At 60.0% G+C, this 18,365-nt stretch carries 14 protein-coding genes and 1 pseudogene; 6 read left to right on the top strand and 9 right to left on the bottom strand.

What is annotated here, in order from left to right; genetic code table 11:
• Positions 1-187 precede the first annotated feature (187 nt).
• Positions 188-862, top strand: coding sequence for a TetR/AcrR family transcriptional regulator (locus C8J47_RS01035; protein WP_121884098.1), 675 nt, complete (start codon positions 188-190; stop codon positions 860-862).
• Positions 863-1,781: 919 nt separating this feature from the next.
• Positions 1,782-4,655, top strand: coding sequence for an Eco57I restriction-modification methylase domain-containing protein (locus C8J47_RS01030; RefSeq protein ID WP_183128980.1), 2,874 nt, complete (start codon positions 1,782-1,784; stop codon positions 4,653-4,655).
• Between the two features lie 553 nt (positions 4,656-5,208).
• Here the strand turns inward: C8J47_RS01030 and C8J47_RS01025 are convergent.
• On the bottom strand, positions 5,209-5,646 hold the full coding sequence (locus C8J47_RS01025) for a helix-turn-helix domain-containing protein (protein WP_121884096.1): 438 nt from the start codon (positions 5,644-5,646) through the stop codon (positions 5,209-5,211).
• Between C8J47_RS01025 and C8J47_RS01020 the strand changes: the two genes are divergently transcribed.
• The 4 genes and pseudogenes from C8J47_RS01020 to C8J47_RS01005 form a co-directional block, all read left to right on the top strand.
• Positions 5,626-6,672: an aromatic alcohol reductase gene (locus C8J47_RS01020; RefSeq protein WP_259467286.1), complete on the top strand. Its 1,047-nt coding sequence runs from the start codon at positions 5,626-5,628 to the stop codon at positions 6,670-6,672. The two genes, C8J47_RS01025 and C8J47_RS01020, sit on opposite strands and share 21 nt — an antisense overlap.
• A 468-nt stretch (positions 6,673-7,140) precedes the next feature.
• The gene (locus C8J47_RS01015; RefSeq protein ID WP_121884094.1) at positions 7,141-8,697 is read left to right on the top strand and encodes a L,D-transpeptidase family protein; all 1,557 of its coding nucleotides are present in this window, start codon (positions 7,141-7,143) and stop codon (positions 8,695-8,697) included.
• Positions 8,698-8,732: 35 nt separating this feature from the next.
• Positions 8,733-9,149, top strand: a complete 417-nt coding sequence (locus C8J47_RS19425) for a hypothetical protein (protein WP_259467284.1) — start codon at positions 8,733-8,735, stop codon at positions 9,147-9,149.
• A 139-nt stretch (positions 9,150-9,288) separates the two neighbouring features.
• Positions 9,289-9,519 (top strand): annotated as a pseudogene (locus tag C8J47_RS01005) (M13-type metalloendopeptidase); the annotation flags it as partial.
• Positions 9,520-9,851: 332 nt separating this feature from the next.
• On the opposite strand, the gene C8J47_RS01000 reads toward C8J47_RS01005, so the two are convergent.
• The 8 genes from C8J47_RS01000 to C8J47_RS00965 form a co-directional block, all read right to left on the bottom strand.
• The gene (locus C8J47_RS01000; RefSeq protein ID WP_082444073.1) at positions 9,852-10,487 is read right to left on the bottom strand and encodes an ABC-type transport auxiliary lipoprotein family protein; all 636 of its coding nucleotides are present in this window, start codon (positions 10,485-10,487) and stop codon (positions 9,852-9,854) included.
• Entirely contained in the window at positions 10,484-11,419 is a 936-nt protein-coding gene (locus C8J47_RS00995) for an MlaD family protein (RefSeq protein ID WP_056050151.1), read from the bottom strand. Before C8J47_RS00995 ends, C8J47_RS01000 begins: the two co-directional genes overlap by 4 nt.
• On the bottom strand, positions 11,419-12,213 hold the full coding sequence (locus tag C8J47_RS00990) for an ABC transporter ATP-binding protein (RefSeq protein ID WP_121884092.1): 795 nt from the start codon (positions 12,211-12,213) through the stop codon (positions 11,419-11,421). Before C8J47_RS00990 ends, C8J47_RS00995 begins: the two co-directional genes overlap by 1 nt.
• Positions 12,210-13,337, bottom strand: a complete 1,128-nt coding sequence (locus C8J47_RS00985) for an ABC transporter permease (RefSeq protein WP_183129017.1) — start codon at positions 13,335-13,337, stop codon at positions 12,210-12,212. Before C8J47_RS00985 ends, C8J47_RS00990 begins: the two co-directional genes overlap by 4 nt.
• Before the next feature lie 91 nt (positions 13,338-13,428).
• Positions 13,429-14,859 (bottom strand): efflux transporter outer membrane subunit, encoded by a 1,431-nt coding sequence (locus C8J47_RS00980; RefSeq protein ID WP_236698754.1) that lies wholly within the window; start codon positions 14,857-14,859, stop codon positions 13,429-13,431.
• A 32-nt stretch (positions 14,860-14,891) separates the two neighbouring features.
• Positions 14,892-16,466 (bottom strand): MDR family MFS transporter, encoded by a 1,575-nt coding sequence (locus tag C8J47_RS00975; RefSeq protein WP_056050156.1) that lies wholly within the window; start codon positions 16,464-16,466, stop codon positions 14,892-14,894.
• A gap of 1 nt (position 16,467) precedes the next feature.
• Positions 16,468-17,652 carry an HlyD family secretion protein gene (locus C8J47_RS00970; RefSeq protein WP_121884091.1) on the bottom strand — a complete coding sequence of 395 codons (1,185 nt, stop codon included), beginning with the start codon at positions 17,650-17,652 and terminating at the stop codon, positions 16,468-16,470.
• Between the two features lie 92 nt (positions 17,653-17,744).
• Entirely contained in the window at positions 17,745-18,290 is a 546-nt protein-coding gene (locus C8J47_RS00965; protein WP_121884090.1) for a TetR/AcrR family transcriptional regulator, read from the bottom strand.
• Positions 18,291-18,365: the final 75 nt, after the last annotated feature.

Below are 18,365 nucleotides of genomic sequence, written 5' to 3'. Positions count from 1 at the left end.
CACAGCGGATCGGCGTGCAAAGGGGAATAGATGTAGGTGCCGAGGAACGCTGCCTCCCCGATGTGGGCCCAGCGAAGGATCTGCCTGAGACGTGCCGCGTGAACCATGCTGCTCTATCTACCGCTCTTGAACCGAAGTTGACAATGCCAAGATAGGTGAATGGTTGACACTGTCAAGGCAGCCGCCGATGATCGCGCTTATGGCAACCGCCCCAGCATCGAAGCCGTCCAAGGCCGGCTACCACCACGGCGATTTGCGTCAGAGGCTCGTCGACGCAGCGACCGAAATCCTGCGAGAGACGCAACGCTGGGACTTCTCGCTGCGAGAGGTCGCGAGGCGTGCGGGGGTCAGCCACAATGCGCCTTATGGGCATTTCGCCGACAAGAGCGCACTGCTGGCTGCCGTTGGTGTGGCGGGATATGAAGCGTTGCGGCAACGGATGTTGATGGCGTCAGCGGACGCCCTAGACGCGGATGCCGCGCTTACCGCGACCGGAATGGCGTATATCGGCTTCGGGCTTGAAAACCCCGCCCATTACCGGCTTATGTTCGGACAGGAACTGCAATCCGATGGTGCTCTGCCGTCCAATTTGTTGGCTGCTGCGGAAGCAGCTCGCGCCGTCTTGCGCGATATCGTGCACCGTGGTGCTGAAGACGCGTCGCTCGATGTCGATCCGGCGGATGCGCTCGGGCTCACGGCCGCAGTGCTGGCATGCTGGGCCCTGGTCCATGGTTTCACGTTGCTCGCCATTGACGGCTTGGCGCAGATGGAGTCGACCGTCGACGTGGCACAGCTTGCCATACTGACCGCAACTCGGTTCCGTCGCGGGCTGGTCGGCACGCGGCCCCCAAGGCATAGGTGATCCATGTATGCGCGCGTGGGTGGACTTGGACGAACTGGCCGACCCAGCCTTCCGATTGGGAACCCACAGCAGAAAAGTCGCCCTAGCGATTACGCTGGTAGCCGTAGCGCCATCCCTCTTTTCCCAAAATCTGTTCCCGATTGCTCTTTCCCGAAATTGCCAATCAGAGATGGGAAAGCAGGAATGATCGCGCATAACGAATGGGTGCGTTCGTTGCGCGGATCGGCAAGCTTATCGTTCGACACTGGGCGCTTTCAGGCCAACAGATTCCTACCGTGAATCTGTGTCCGAATAATGTACAGGGGCCACTGTGTGACAAACAGGTGTTTTCCGCCACGGGAGGTCACGCCCCCTTTGACTCAGCAGGGGATTGGCCAGGATAGGTCGCAACGCCGAACATTGGTTTCGCGCAGCGTGAGTGGCAGGTTTGGCAAAAAGCCGCTCTTCAGGCCCTTGCTGATGTATGGCGTGAGTTGGTCGTGAGCTGCCGCGGCCGACCTGCTGAGGGGAGACCCAATTGCGGACATTCGCGCGCCCTTCCCCACTCCCCAACTTCAGACATTTGTTCATCTCCGCGCTGACTGCGCTTAGCGCATGATCGTCCGTCATGGATGTCGTGAATGGGGAAGGATAGCGGCCCGTCGGCTTTAGGACGACGTACGGCGTAAGCGGACTCTTGTTCATGCACCGAACAAAGGGGCGATCGTCTTTTAGCGATGGGAAACGCGTCGCACCTCGTGGGGGTGCGGCGGGTTTGTCGCCTGTCCAAGCGCTAGCGCGGCGCTCTACCAACGTCATATTTCAGCTTCCGTCGACGCGACGATGTTAAGCGTTCCTAGCGGCCGCCAATTGGTGATTGACGGCGAGGACCGATTGCAATCATGATTTGCGTAGTGTTTTCGGATTAGGAACAACGAAATTGGCACCGACTAAAGTTCTTGAGTTGGTCGAGCATTATCGCCGGAACCGTGAAGCTTTTCGCTCATCCGCCTATAAAGAAACCCGACTGCGGATCGAATTCATCGATCCCTTCTTCGAAGCTCTCGGCTGGGATATTTCCAATGCCGCAGGATACGCCGAAGCCTACAAGGACGTCGTTCACGAAGATACGATTCATATTGGAGGGAGCGCCAAGGCGCCTGACTATGCTTTTAGAATTGGAGGCGTGAGAAAGTTTTTTGTCGAAACAAAAGTGCCTTTGATCGACATCGCTAATAATCAGGCATCTGCTTTCCAGCTCCGCCGTTACGGGTGGAATGCCAAACTGCCGATATCAATCCTCACCAACTTTGAGGAGTTTGCGGTTTACGATTGCCGCATCCAGCCAAAGTTAGGCGAAAAAGCAAGCAAATCCCGGCCATTATACTTTACCTATGATGAATATCCTGACCGGTGGGAAGAGATTGCTAGCGTATTCAGCCGTGAAGCAATCTTACGCGGGTCGTTCGACAAGTACGCGCAGGACGCCACACGCAAAGGCACCGCGCAGGTCGATAGCGCGTTCCTTGCCGAAATCGAAAACTGGCGCCTGGCACTTGCAACAGACCTAGCGGCAAAAAATGGCGCCCTTGGCGTTCGAGATTTGAACGATGCGGTCCAGCGGACAATTGATCGCATTATATTTCTCCGGATTGCCGAAGACCGGGGTTTCGAGCCATACGGATCTCTTAAAGCTCTTGGCACCGGTAAAGGCGTATATGATAGACTGAAGCGAATATTTCTAAACGCTGACGCACGATACAATTCGGGACTTTTCCATTTCAATAGATCTGACGGAGATTCGGATACTTTAGACTTAGTTACATTAAATCTATTGATATCCGACAAAGTATTAAGCACGATATTTTCAAAGCTATATTATCCTGAGAGTCCGTACGAGTTTTCTATACTTCCGGCAGATATACTTGGTCAAGTTTATGAGCGATTCCTAGGTAACGAAATTGTTCTCTCTGGCAAGAAGGCCTCTGTAGAAGAAAAGCCAGAAGTTAGAAAGGCTGGTGGCGTTTACTATACGCCGACAGCAATTGTTCGTCATATAGTTAAGAGCGCCTTGGCTCCCCACTTCGAAGGGAGGTCTACTGCTCAGGTTAGTGGACAAGATGGACGTGCAAAAGATGCCGCCCCAGTCACCGTGCTTGATCCCGCTTGCGGATCGGGTTCCTTTTTAATCGAAGCGTATCAATATATCTTGGACTGGTATCTCATAGCATACGTATCCGAGGGCGTGGATAAGTATGCAAAGGGAAGAAATCCCCGCTTATACGAAGTATCTCAAGGCAAATGGCGGCTTACCATCGCAGAGAAGCGCCGGATACTAATTAGTCATATTTACGGCGTGGATGTCGATAATCAGGCAGTAGAAGTTACTAAGCTTTCATTGCTTATGAAGGTTCTTGAAGGCGAGCGTGCTGATGCACTCGCTGCGCAAATGAGCCTCTTCAATGTAAGAGCATTGCCAGATTTGGGAAAAAATATCAGATGTGGTAATTCCTTAGTGTCAACTGACATATACGCTCAACCAAGCTTCTCTTCTGAACTAGTTGACGAAATCAAGGTTAACCCGTTCAATTGGAAATCGTTCATAGCATATTCTACCAAAGGACGGAAGTTTGATATAATTATCGGAAATCCGCCTTACGTTCTTTTGCAGGATGATAACCGTCAACCGGCAGTTCGCGAGTATATTGCCGAAAAATACAAGGTTGCAGAATTTAAAATCGACCTATTTCACGTTTTTATTGAACGAGGAATTCAATTATTAAGTGCTCGTGGCATATTATCTTATATCGTTCCGTCAAACTTTTTGACTAATAATTATGCGATTGCGCTTCGGAGTCTTTTATCTTCAACTGGTAACCTAAAATCGATAATAAATATCAAGGGTCGGGTTTTTGCCGGGGCTAGCGTAGATACTTGCGTGTTTCATTTCGACGCTGCCAAGCGACGGAAGTTCATCACGTTCTCAGAAGGCCGCATCACATCGCTTGGACTGTCAGTGAGCCGCGAAGTCGATGTCTCCCTGGCGAACATAGTGTCCGACGAGCGCCGCCTCTTGGTTCCGGCCACAACCGGCGAGGCCGACGTACTGGCAGCAATGGATCGCAGAGGCGTACCTTTAAGCACGCTAGCCTATGTCAATTTCGGTAAGCAACTACGCAACAGTAAGCTTTTTCCCGGTGATATCCGCCAAATTTCGGGTGACGTGGCTCCTCGAAGTTATGCCAAGTGCTACGCCGGAAGAAATATAAATAGGTTTCAGGTTCAGTGGGATGGATTGGCCTGCCTTACCGATCGCGTAGCTCAAAGCGGAGGTTGTTGGGATGACGATCGTCAGAACGGTAAGCCCAAAATCCTGTGTAGGCAAATTGGTGCGTTTCCGACTGTGGCGATAGATGAGCTAGGATATCAGTGTCTCAATACGATGTTTATGATTTCACCTATAGATAGTGAATCGACATATTTCCTAGCGGGCATTCTGAACTCCCCCTTAATCAGTTTATACTGGTCAAAGCGATTTAAAGATGATCGTGAAACGTTTCCTAAGATCAAAGGAACATATTTGAAAATGTTACCGGTATTAGAATATGACGCGAATAACGCACAACATTTAATCGTCGCCAACACAGTGCGCGCTATCGTCCAAGCGACAAGCGAGGTTTCTCGTACCGTCGCCGGTCATAACCGCAACAGACTGATGCAAAAACTAAATGCGTTAGAAAGCACTCTTACTGAGGGTGTTGCGCAACTATACGGATTAACACGCCAGAAGATCGAAAAACTGTTAGAGCGTTAAGGCATGAGCCGATCGATTATTTCTCTTGAGGCAGTTCCAAGTCAAAGCCGAATAGTTGAACAAACGTCGGCTTTTAGACAAAGGTTGGAGGCGGCGAATAGCCGGGTGTGGGCGAAATTCGCCGATCAATCGAATGGCAGGCCGACCCCGCAGAATATCAGCAGGAGTACGAGGGTAGCGAAAGCTCCAATAAAGATGGTGAGCCATGCACTTGCTGCACGAAGACGGCGTACTAGCGGATTGTTTCGCTCCCACTCCCAATGCGGCCTGAAAAACTCTCGCCCAATGGGAGGCGGCTGCTCGGCTCGAGTCGATCGGAAAACGCCAATCGTTATAGCGACGCCGGTGAGAACGAAAGGTAGCATCCCCCAATTTATCTGCACCCAGCCAATCCTCCGCCACCTGCGCTGACGCTATCCAGGCCCGCAGTTGAAGGGACGCGGACGGGCGGCTTACGGAGCGGTTTACTGCGATAGCAGACATAGCGGGGCGCGGTCTTTTCGCGAAGACGATGGTATTTCTGGAAAGCTGAGCCTGTCAGCCGATCTCGCCTTCAGGGCTGTTCTCCCGCGTGTTCCCGATCAAACATCTCCCGTGATGCGCGAACGCTGTCGACGTTCTCGACGATCCACGTCCAAAGCGGAACCATCCTGACCAGTAGCTTCAGTCCGGTTTCGGACAGAGAATATTCTACATGAGGAACCACCTCCTCGAAGTCGTGACGCACCACCAATCCATCGCGCTCCAGATGGCGCAGTGTGCGCGTCAGCATCCGCTGCGTAATACCGTGCATCCGTCGGCCGATTTCCGCATGGCGAAGCTGGCCGTACACGCCGAGCGTATGGATGACACCAAGCGACCAGCGGTTGCCGGCATGGGCCAACACCTCACGGCGAACCCCGTCGTCATCGTCCCGGAGGCCATCACACACCGTTTGCGAATATTGGAGGATGTCCTCCTCGCTTAGCGATTGAACGGCAGTATCACGCATGTACCCATCTTTCACGCTTGCCCGTGGCTTGCCAGATCACCGGCATCCACGGTGAAACGAGTTAGAACGATGAACGATACAGTCTCCAACGTGAAATCCCGCAATATCCTCGTTCTGGGTGCTGGCGAGCTTGGCATGCCCGTACTCCGCAATCTGGCGCGTCGCGCCAAGGGCATCGACGGTGCCAAGATCAGCGTCCTTCTCCGCGAGAGTGCCGTCGAGTCGGGCGATCCCTCCAAGCGGCGTGACATCGCCGAAATTCGCGAAGCGGGGATCAAGATCGTGATCAGCGACCTGGTGAACGACACGATCGATGAGCTGGCATCGCTCTTCTCGGACTACGATACGGTGATCGGCTGCGCGGGTTACGCAGCGGGGATCAACACGCCGATGAAGCTCGCCAAGGCGGCGCTGCAATCCGGTGTCCCGCGCTATTTTCCGTGGCAGTTCGGCGTCGACTTCGAGGCGATCGGCCGTGGCGGGCCGCAGGACATCTTCGATGCGCAGCTCGACGTGCGCGCGCTGCTGCGCTCGCAGGACAAGACCGAGTGGGTCATCATCTCCACGGGCATGTTCATGAGCTACCTGTTCGAGCCGGACTTTGGCGTCGTCGATCTGGAGAATAGCGAAGTTCACGCGCTCGGCAGCCTTGATACCGCTGTGACGCTGACGACGCCGGATGACATCGGTATGCTGACCGCCGAGATCGTGTTCTTCGAGCCGACGATCCGCAACCAGATCGTCTTCCTGGCCGGTGACACCGTCACATATGGCGAGGTCGCGGACAAATTGGAGGTGGCACTGGGCCGGGCCTTCAAGCGGTCGGTTTGGACCGTGCCTATCCTAATGGAAGAGCTAGCGAACGATCCGAAAAACATGATGCGCAAATACCGCGCCGCCTTCGCCATCGGTCGCGGTGTGTCCTGGCCGAAGGCAGGCACGTTCAATGATCGGCAGGGTCTTCCGGTCACCGACGTCGCAACCCTGATCGATGCCGATCTGCGAGGGGCGCAACAAGAAAAGTGATGCAGGCGGGGTGACTGTAGAGACCTTCCCAAAGACAAACCTAGGGTAGGACAGTCGCCCCGGCGATCACGCAGACAGCCTGGGGCAGCTTACTTCCCAAGACCCGTTCCCAATTGGCCTTTCCCGAAATGGCCAATCGGAGACGTAGAAACGGGAAAGTCGCGCTGAACGAATGGCCGTTATGGGGCGCCCCGATCGCCAGCCTGAACGTCCGGGTGTGGGCGATCGATCCCTGCGCTACGGCTTCCGGCCAGACCCATAGTCGGACGCTGGGGGGCGGCTTGTCGTTCCCCAACTTCGCCCGGCCGACGCCACGGCGCGATCTGCGAGTGAAACAGGCCGGGCCGACGCCTTCAAGAGCAGCGCCGGCGATCGATTTTAGACTAGCGATAGCAAGCCGAACGGCACATTTATGCTGCGACCGGCCGTCGTGCTGGTCCACATTGCCGACTGGCTCGTTAGATCGGGATGCGCTATAAGACATTGTGCCGATCCACGGTCCCGCTGCTGATCCTGCTTACCCACGAAGCGGCGCACGCTCAGGTCGTTCCGATCGAAGCCGTAGCCCGTCCAGACCCCATCGCGATTGCGGTCGACGAGGCCGAAGTGACGGACCCCAGACTTCGGACGTTGTACGCCAAGTCGAAATGGCGAGCTTTGTGGTCGAAGCAGAGCATCACGGCATTCCAGTCCGCGCTCGCCGACCGCGGCCGGCACGGTCTCGACCATCTGGCCTTCGCCGCCGCGGACGGAATGGATACAAGCCCCGCCATCGCCGACGTAGCGCGGTCGCGCACCGCCCTCTCCTATGCTGAAGCGCTGGCAGGAGGACACATCGATCCTGTCTCGTTGCACGAAATCTATACCCTGCCCCGGCCAAAAACCGACGTAACGGCCGGCCTCGGCGTCGCCCTTGCGACCGGTAAACTCACCGAGTGGCTGGCGTCGCTGGCACCGCAGGACGCAGAATACCGGGCTTTGTCCGACGCCTATCTCCGCTTCAGTCAGGCTGCGGCCGCGGCTGGACCAGCCCAGCCGATCACCGGTGGCCTGATCCGCGTCGGCGATCGAGACCCGCGGGTAGCGGCCATCGCCGATCAGCTGACGCAAAGCGGTTATCTGGCACCCTCCGGTTTAGCGACCGAGCCGTCGCAACTCGCGCCTTCCCCCATGTCGGCGCTCTACACGCAAGCGCTGGCGGACGCGCTGAAAGGGTTGCAAACCGATTACGGGATTGCCGCCGACGGCGTCGTCGGCCCCGAGACGCTGAAGGTGCTCAACCTGGGCGCCGGCGACCGCGCCCGGGCGTTGGGCGTTGCGCTGGAGCGCCGGCGCTGGCTCGAACGCATGCCACCGGCCACGCGGATCGACGTCAACACCGCGGCGTCACAGTTGCGCTATTACCGCGACGGCACGGTGGCGGACGAGAGAAAGGTCGTGGTCGGAGAACCCGGGCACGAGACCCCGGCGCTTGCATCGCCGATCTTCAGGTTGGTCGCCAACCCGACCTGGACCGTGCCGAAATCGATCCAGAACGGCGAGATGGCGAATGTCGACGACGCGTTTCTGCAAGCGCACAACATGGTGCTGCGTGACGGCTGGATCGTCCAGCAGCCGGGACCCGACAATGCGCTCGGCCTCGTCAAGTTCGACATGGCCAACAACCAGGCGATCTACCTGCACGACACCTCGGCGCCTGCCCTGTTCGAGCGCAGTCAGCGTCACCTCAGCCATGGCTGCGTCCGCGTCGAGAACGCGCTCGGCTTCGCGCAGATGCTCGCCGAGGACGAGGGCGTCGCGGACGCCTGGCAGGCTGCGCAGGCGACGGGCGAGATGACCTTCGTGCCGTTGCCGCGTCGTATTCCGGTCCGGCTGCTCTATCACAATGTCTATGTCGGTGCCGACGGGGCGATAGCCTTCCGCACCGACCCGTACGGATGGAACGATCCAATCGCCGAGCAACTCGGTTTTGCCAAGTCGTCGGCGCGCCGGGCGGAAGCGCAGGCGATCGACATCGGCCCTTAGTCACAACCCTTCCCCTTGCCCGCGAACGCGAGCGCATGGGTTTGGCCACTGGTTCCTGCCTATTGAGGGATCGCTTAGACAAAGCATTGCTGGCCGCTGGGCAGCCATACCCCACCAAGCGGATCGGCGTTGAATTCCAACCGCCGTCGTGTATCCGTACCGCACCACAAAAAGGGTTGATCATGAAGAAAGTTTTTGCTGTCGCCGTCGTTACCGGTCTGCTCTCGCTCGCAGCCTGCAATTCCAGCCCGCGCGAGCAGGCGGCCGATAAGATCGAGTCGAACACTGAAGCCGTCGCCGATAACCTCGAAGACGCGGCCGACGCCACGGGCAACGAAGCAGCTGAAGCGAGCCTGGAGAACAAGGCCGACGCAGTGCGCGCCACAGGCCAGAATCAGGCGGAAGACATGCGCACCAACGATCCGGATACCAATCTTTCGAATGGCATCTAAACGACTGAGCGCTTAGAGCTGCAGGCAGGTTGCTCCCAAGCGGCTTGAAAAATTAGGGCATTCGAGGCGACTCGGATGCCCTTCTTACGTCTTGGAGTAAGCGCCAGGGCTGTTGGCAGCTGTAGTCCTCCGATGCACCATGGATGATCGAAAGGCTGCCCCCGAACGTGGCGACTTCACCGGCGATTGGCGTTTCTTCCTTGGTTGGGGACAGGTTTGGCGGACGCTGTTGCGGAACGAGTCGCTCCGACAGCAACTGGTCAGCTCCCCGCACTCGCGGGGCCAGATCCACGCGGTGAACCCGCTACGCAACGTGGATGCTTGGTACGCCGGGTGGAAGATCGATGCTAGCCAGACGCAGTATCTCGCGCCGGCCGACCGCGTACGGATCTGGCTACAGTGTCATCCGCCAGATATCTACGCCGGGCGGCAAACGGGGAGTTCAGGATTTGAGGTGACTTGCTGCACCTATTCATCCGCCAGCGCTACTCATCCGCGCGAAGACCCATTCCCGGTCATTCAGGACCTGTTTGCCGCTTCCCAACTGCGGCCTTTCGTTCATCTTGGTAAACCGCGGGTATCAAGCTTATGTAACCCGCAGTCGAGCGGGCGCTGCCGCAACGGCCGGTGCCTTCATCGACGTGCCGTTATGACCGAAAAAGGCCGGTATCCTCATTTCATCAGGCGCGTTGGGATGTCCCGTCACCTACTTGCAACGGGGATCGTCACGTTGGCCCAGTCGACGATCTGCGTGACACTCTGCATCGTAGCGGCATCGAACGCGGCAGCGATGGCTGGACCGGTATCGGCAGTGGCGGGCGCCGTTCCCGAGAATTGCAGTCGTCCCACGATGGTATTCGTTGCGCGATCAGCAAGGAATGCCACGCCGTCGACATGGATCACCGGCGCGCCTGCGCCGGCGCCCGGATAGCTGGCCTCGAACCTGTTGACCGAAACCGTCAGGATGGCGGTGGCCGCCCCGGACGCACGCGTGGCGACCGCGATGTCGGGTGCGCGTGTCGCGACGGTGGCGTCCAGCGCGGCCGCGTAAAGGGTTGGTGCGGGCGATACCCAGCGAACGCCTTTGATGTAGGATATCTCACTACCCTGCGTGGTCAGGATTCGGTCGCCGGCAGTTGCGGGTGAAAATTGCGGCACCGGCAACGCCAAAGTCCGGCGTGGCGCTGGGGTGGCTTGAGGGACCGTCCCCGCCGCCACTGGTCCGAACCGATACAGCGTGTCGGGTTTGCCGCCCCCCAGCAAGGCACCGACGCATCCGGTCAGGGACAGCGCCGCAGCAATCGCCAGGGTCGCACGTGATGTAGCTCGATAAGTCATTTCTGGAGTTCCCGTTCCCGGCTCGATCTCTTCAGCAGCGTTCCGCGCGGATCCTGTCGGATACTCCGGACCAGCGTGTCGAGATCGTCTGAGGTTTCCTGAAGGCTGCGCATCGTGTCGGTAATCTGCGGGAGCGTCGACGATCCTACCGTCTTGCCCTGCACGGCCAAAGTCGAAAGCACGGTACGCGCCTCTGCCAGTGTCGCCTTGAGTTCGGCTGCGGCATCGGCGGTGTTGGCGACCGCGCGTTTGCCGTCGCCCTCGACCAGCGACCGCACGCTGCCCATAGTGACCCGTGCATCGCCCGCGGTGGCATCAAGCTTTGCGATCGCGGATGCGGCATTGCCGAACATTGCGCGGTTGGCCGCGAGTGCGCCCGTAGTCTGCTTGAGGTCGTTTATCGCCCCGGACAGATTGGCGATGTTACGATCAGTCAGCAGCGAGTTTACCCGATCGAGCGCGGTCGTCGCGCTTTCGACCATCTGCCCGCCGCTCTGCAACAACGAGGCCAGCGCGTTGGGTTTCGACGGAATGATAGGGACCTTGTCCTTGGAAACGTCGCGCAACAGCGGCATCCGGGTCGACCCTGCGCTGATCGAAACCGCGTTCAATCCCGAGATACCCTGCATTTCCGTGCTGCCGAGCGAGTCCGTCCGCACCGGTGTATTGTGATCGATCTCGACATCCACCAGGATCTTGTTGGCATCCTGGGGCGCAAGCCGAACGTTGGTGACCTCACCGACCTTGATGCCGTTGAATTGCACATCCCCGCCCTTGCCGACGCCGCGGACCGGGCCCTGGAAAATAATGCGGTACGGGTCCTTCTTGTCGCCGGCCTGGAAGTTCCCGAGCCACAGGACGAAGACGATGCCACCAATCAGGAGAAACGTGGTCAGCACGCCGACCAACGCGTAATTCGCATGGCGTTCCATTAGTCGATCTTCTCCTGCACGGCGCGCCCGCGAGGGCCGCCGAAATATGATTTGATCCAGGGGTGGTAAGACTTTTCGAGCCTTGCGACCGTATCGATCGCAGCAACCTTCCGGTCGGCGAGTACCGCCACACGGTCACAGATCGCATACAGCGAGTCGAGATCGTGCGTGACCATCAGCACGGTGAGGCCCAGCGCATCGCGAAGCCTGCGGATAAGGTCATCGAATTCCGCGGCGCCGATCGGATCGAGCCCGGCGGTCGGTTCGTCGAGGAAGAGAAGCTCGGGATCCAGCGCGATCGCCCGCGCGACGCCTGCGCGCTTGCGCATGCCGCCGGACAGTTCGGACGGTTTCTTGAGACCGGCATCGTCCGGCAGCCCGGCGAGACGGATCTTCAGTTCGGCAAGGCCGCATATGAAGTCGGCGGGGAACCGGGTATGCTCGATCAGCGGTGCCTCGACATTCTCCCGCACCGTCAGCGATGAAAACAGCGCGCCGTTCTGAAACATCACGCCGATCCGACTGACCACGGCAAGGCGACCGACATCGTCGTGAATGTCATAGCCAAGCACTTCGACCTTCCCTGCATCGGGGGTCTTCAGCCCGAGGATCGTTTCGAGAAGGACGGATTTCCCCGTTCCCGATCCACCGACGAGACCAATGATCTCGCCGCGCCTCACGTCGAGATCGAGGTTGTCGTGGATGACGGCCTTACCGAACGCCGTGCGCAGGCCACGGACGCGAACGACGACGTCGTCGTGCCCATCGGAGGATGCTGGCGGGGCCGTCGTCACAGTCCGGCCTGCTTGAAGAGGACCGCGAACAGAGCGTCGAACATGATGATCAGGAAGATCGATTGGACGACGGATCCGGTCACGTTGGCGCCCAGGCTCTCGACGTCGTCCTTCACTTCGAGCCCCTGGCGGCAGCCGGTCGTTGCAATCGCAAGCGCAAATACCGGGACCTTGACCATGCCGACCCAGAATTGCTGGGCACCGACGGCATCCACGAGCCGCTGAAAGAAGAAGCTTGGTTCGATCCCCATCATCGTTCGCGCCACCAGCATGCCACCAACGATACCGCCGAGGTCCGCAACCAGTGTCATCAGCGGCAGCATCAGCAGCGCCGCCAGAACGCGGGGCACGACCAGAGCGTCGAAAATATCGACCCCCATCACCCGCATCGCGTCGATTTCCTGGTTCATCCGCATCGACCCGAGCTGCGCGGTGAAAGCCGACGCGGATCGTCCGGCGAACAGTATTGCAGCGATCACCGGTCCGAACTCGCGCAGGATACCGATGCCGACCAGCTCGACCGAATAGACCGCCACGCCGAGCGACTGGAGCATGGTACTGCCGACGAGCGCGAGCACGGCCCCGATAAAGAACGTCATGATCGCGGCGATCGGCAGACCACCCAGTCCGGCCTGTTCGATCGTGGCGACGAACGGCGTAAGGCGCAGCCGGTGAGGACGGACCAGTGTTCGGCCGAGGGCAACCACGAGTTGTCCGAAGAATGTCTGATTGCGGTAGGCGGTTTGCCCGATACCGACCGTCGCGCGCCCGATCCGATCGAAAATCTGCCTGAGTCCACCGGCGCGCGGCGCAGCCAGGGGAGGCTTTTCAAGCGCAGGACTGATGAGATCGGCAAGTGTCGCGAGGTCCGGTCGGAGCGATTGCGGGAGGTGAACCTTACGGACCAACCCCAGCGCCCGGACGATCGCGTACGCGCCCGCAGTATCCAGACGGCCCAGGTCTTCAACGTCGATATCGACCTCGACATCGTCAGTCATGCCCGTGATATCGCGCCTTAGCCGGTCCGCGGCGTCGTTGAGCCGCATGGTGATCCAGTCGCCATGCAGGACCAACGAGCGCCGACCGTCGCGATCGTGCAATTCGAACGCCGCAGCGATGCTCATGATCGCATGTCCTGCCCGCCGTCTGATCGTGCATCCGCCAAGGCGAGCTTGAGCGATACCAGGCGGCTTGAAGCGTGACGTCTCGGCCCGGTCACCGCGCGGCCCCGGCTGGTTCAGACCATCCCAGTCCCAGTGCCTTGTTGACCGCGATATAGCTGAGCGAAAGCTGCGCACGCGACTGCTGTACCGCGATCGTTGCTGCAAGGCGCTGACGCTCGATATCGAGCTGATCGATGACCGAACTTGTCCCCGCCTGAACACGCTGCGCGTTGAGCCGCTCGGACCGCATCGCAGTTGCCTCAGCGAGAACCAGTTGCCGCAATTGCGCACGCGTGTTGCCAAAGCCGGACAGCGCATTCTCCGCATCCTGCAATGCCGCCAGCACGGTGCGGCGATACTTGGCATCGGCTCCATCACGTCGCGCCTCCGACGCCCTGGTCGCTGCACGGTTCTTACCGAAATCGAGGAAGGACCAACTCAGCGATGGCGCGAGCAGCGTGGTCAGATTGCCGGTATCGAAAACATCGCCGGGGCTGGTGCCGCCAAGTCCTAGAATACCTAGGAAGCGGATCCCCGGGAGCTCCTTCGCCTTGTAGACGCCGATCGCGGCGGTGCTTGCTGCCAGCTGGCGTTCGGCCGAACGGATGTCTGGCCGATGCGCGATCAGCGCGGCCGGGTTGCCGATCGCAACCTGCGCAGGCGGCAGCGGCACGGCGACGACCGGCGCAAGCGTTGCGTCGAGCGCACCGGGCGTCCGCCCCGTCAGCACCGCAAGCTGGTTCAGATATTCATCACGCTGCGTGCCGAGCGGTATCGCGTTGGCCTGCGTGCTTTCCAGTTGATTGCGCAACCGCTCGACGGCGAGCAGCGAGACGGTGCCCCCCGCATAGCGCACCTGCGCCAGTTCGACCTGGCGTCGTTGCAGGGTTGTCGACGCGGCGTTCAGCCGGATCCTTGCCTGCACATCGCGCAGATTGACATAGGCCTGAGCAACCTGAGCGGACAGCGTCACCTGCGTATCCGCTAGATCGGCGCCGCGCGCGTCGATCGTCGCGCGTGACTGCTCGACCCCTCGCCGCCCGCCACCGAACAGATCGGGTTCCCACGATGCATTGAGTCCAAGATTGTAAAAATCGAGGGTGTTCGATCCGCCCGATGCAGCCGTATCGGCGCTACTGCTCTGACCGATCCCGACTCCCGGCAGCGCCGCGTGAAGATATGTGGCGTTCGCGCTGACGCTGGGCAGTTGCGACGCGCGCTGCTGTTTGAGTTCGGCTTGCGCCTCCCGGATGCGCGCGGTTGCCTCGTCGATCGAAGGGCTATGCGCCAGCGCATCGTCGACCAGCACGTTCAGGGTTGGATCGGCCAGCGTCTCCCACCAACGGGCGAGACCCGGTGATGCCATCAGCATCGTGTCCTGCGCCCGCACAAAGGTGCCACGGGCGATGGCGTCCGCCGCGACGGCGGGGCGCCCGCTATAATCGGGGCCGACGGTACACCCCGTCAGCGCAATGCTGGTCACGAGGGAAACCAGAAAAGGCAGGGAATACCGCATCAATGCACCATCGCCGGTTCGGCGTCCTTTGGCAGGGGCTTCAGGAACAGGACGAGGGGCAATGCGGCGAGCGTACCGAGGCCCATGATCCAGAAAATGTCGTTATAGGCCATGATGGCCGCCTGGCCCTGAACCTGTTGGCCGAGGATGCGGAGTGCAGTCGACGTGTCACCCAACTGGCGCGACAATCCACCGACAAAGTCCTGCACCGCTGGGCCATTGGCGTTCAGCGACTCCTCAATCCGACGCGAATGCAGCCATGTCCGCTGCTCCTGCAAGATCGAGATGCCCGCGAGTGCGAAGCTCCCGCCAAGGTTGCGCATCGCATTGAAAAGGCCGGAAGCATCGCCGGCATCGTCGGGCGGCACTGCGCGCACGACCGCCTGGCTGAGAAAGAGCATGCCCAGGATCTGGCCTACGCCGCGCATCAACTGACTGATGGTAAAGTCGCCGCCCGACGACGACAACGTCAGGTTCGCGTCCATCAACGCAGAGGCCCCCATGATGGCCAGTCCGGCTCCGACCGCGAGCCGGATATCGACCCGGCTCAACATCAGCGGCACGATCGCCATCATCAAAAGGCTTGGCACGCCCGACAGAAGCACCACCTTGCCGGACTGGAGCGCGTTGTAGTTGGCGACCGACGACAGAAACTGCGGGATCGCATAGGCGGTGCCGTACAGCACGATGCCGAGCACGACGCCCATCAGCGCCACCGAGCCGAATTGCCGATCGAGCAGCAGCTTGAGCTTGATGATCGGGCGCTTCGCGGTTGCCTGCCCCCAGAACAGGAGAGCAAAGCCAATCAGCGTTGTCGCAAACATCGCCCGGATCATGCCGGAGTCGAACCATTGCTCGCGCTGGCCGTCTTCGAGAAACACGGTAAGGCCACCCAAGCCCAGCGCCAGGCCGGCGATGCCCTTCCAGTCCGCCTCACCGAACAGATGCAGCTTGGCCTTCTCGTGCGGCAAACCGATCAGCAGGAGCGTAACGAGCACGGCGCAGATCGGTACGTTGATGAAGAAGGCGTAATGCCAACTTATATTCTCGGTCAGCCAACCACCGATCAGCGGCCCGAGGACTGGCCCTAGAATAGCGGTCGCGCCGAATGCGGCGACGCCGACGGATTGCTGCGATCGCGGCAGACGTTGCGCGATAATCGCCTGCGCCGTCGGGATCATCGCGCCGCCCGTGAAGCCCTGTCCCACGCGTCCGACAATCATCATCCCTAGCGACGTAGAAACACCGCAGATCACCGAGAACGCAGTGAACAAGCCCGCCGCGATGAGCAGGAACGTGCGCAGTCCCAGCATCCGTTCCAGCCATGCCGCCATCGGGATAATGATGATCTCCGATACGAGATAGGCTGTGGCGATCCACGTCCCCTCGGTGCCGCTGGCCCCGATCTCTCCCTGGATCGTCGGCAGCGACGAATTGACGATCGAGATGTCGAGCGTTGCCATGAACGCGCCGAGCGTGCCCGCCGCCACGGCGAGCCAGGCCGACAGGTCGGCGCGTTCGTCCGAACGACCGCCCGCGCGAGCGACGGATGGAGCGGATACCGCGCTGGTCACCTCAGCGGTCCTTGCGGTCGAGCTGCTTTTGCTGGTCGCGGATCCGGTCGAGCTCACCCTTGGCACCGATCGTATCGACCGTCACGACGACCGAGAGACCCGGCACGAGCAGGCGCTTGGCGGAGGGAGACGCTTCGATCGAGATACGCACCGGCACACGCTGCGTGATCTTGGTGAAGTTGCCTGTCGCGTTCTGCGGCGGCAGTAACGAGAATTGCGCCCCGGTCCCCGGCGATACGCTCTCGACCCTGCCCTTCAGCGCGATCCCGTCGATGGCATCGACCTCGATCGAGACCGGCTGGCCCGGCCGCATCAGTGCAAGCTGCGTCTCCTTGAAATTGGCCGTGATATACATTCGGTCGAGCGGCACGATCGACATGAGCCGCGTTCCAGCCTGGACATATTGGCCGACCGTGACGGTCTTGTCGCCAATCCGGCCGGCGGTAGCCGCGCGGATCAGCGTCGCGCCGACGTCGACATCGGCCGCGTCGAGCTGCGCGCGCGCCGCCTGCCCCTGCGCGGTACCCTGTCGCACCTGGGACTGGATCGATGCCACGCGGCGCTGCTGCATCGTCAAAGCGGCCGCCTGCGCGCGCGCATCCTCAGCGGATTGACGCGCGGTCGCTTCGAGTTGAACCAATTGCTGCCGGCTCTCCGCACCCGACGCCGCAAGCGGCCGATACCGGGCGACCTCCCCAGCGTCATAGGCCGCCTTGGAGCGCGCCGCCGCCAATTGGGCGCGGGCCTGATCGATCGTCGCATATTGCTCGCGGATCTGCGCACGAGCGTTGTCCGCCTGAGCTGCAGCCACGGCGATCTGCGCTTTGGCCTGAGCTGCTTGCGCCTCTGAGCTGCGGGAATCGATGCGCGCGAGCGGCTGTCCGGCCGTCACATCCTGATGATCGCGCACCAGCACCTCGGCAACATAGCCTGCAACCCGCGGCGACACCGTTACCATGTCGGCCATAACCTGCGCGTCGTTGGTATCTTGCAGATATTTCCCGGTTGATTCGTACCGCACGTACCAGATGACCCCGACGACCAACACCGCCAGGCCCAGCACGGTCAGAATGATCTTCGCGCCCAGGCTCAGGCCTTTCTTCGCGCCTTCGTCGTCATGCTGCGCGCTCGCATCCTCGCCAAGCGTAGCGTCCGGCTCGCGGTGCGCGTCTTCATGCTCTGTCACGGTCTGCCTCGTCGCTGCTCCGGCCGGGCCGGATGCCGGTGTCGAGGGCTACTTAAGACATTTTCCGTAAGCGGACAAGATGTCCGTTTACGTCAGCGAGGACGGAGTCCGTCGAGCAGAAGGTCCAGCGCATCGTTCAGATTGCGTAACGCCACCGCCTCATCGTCAAAATCATGGTAAACATTGCTCACCATGCGAAGCGCGGTGCTCAGTTTCCATCCGTCCGTGTCGCTGCCCACATCGCCGCTCGCTCTCGCGCGATCCGCCAGTGGCGCCAACGCCTGCGCCAATCGATCACCCAATGCTCTGAAGGCCGCCATGTTCGCGGTATCGGCAACCAGATCCGCTGCGATACGGGCGTACAGGGACGTGCCGCGGGCGGTTACCAGCGCAACGTCTATCATCGATTTCCGCAGATCATGCCCAGCCGCCACGGTCTGCTGGATGCGTTCTATCTCCGACTCGAATATCGCCAGCGCAAGAGCTTCGCGGTCTTTAAAGTTACGATACAAAGTCCCCCGGCCGACTCCCGCTCGCGTGGCAACTTCGTCAAGCGGAACCTTATAGCCACGCTCGGTAAAGATCTCTGCCCCTGCAACGATCAGCGCGTCTCGCCGCACCTTCGCATCACGCCGCATCGAACGGCGAGCCTTGGCGACAGGAATGAGTCAACTTCGTCACTTCGAGCCTACCAAGATTGTCTCCTGCCATTT

Origin of the sequence: Sphingomonas sp. PP-F2F-G114-C0414 (genome assembly GCF_003688595.1) — a bacterium.
Classification (GTDB): Bacteria; Pseudomonadota; Alphaproteobacteria; order Sphingomonadales; family Sphingomonadaceae; genus Sphingomonas.
Note: the sequence above shows the minus strand (reverse complement) of the source record. Positions and strands in the feature narration are given on the sequence as shown.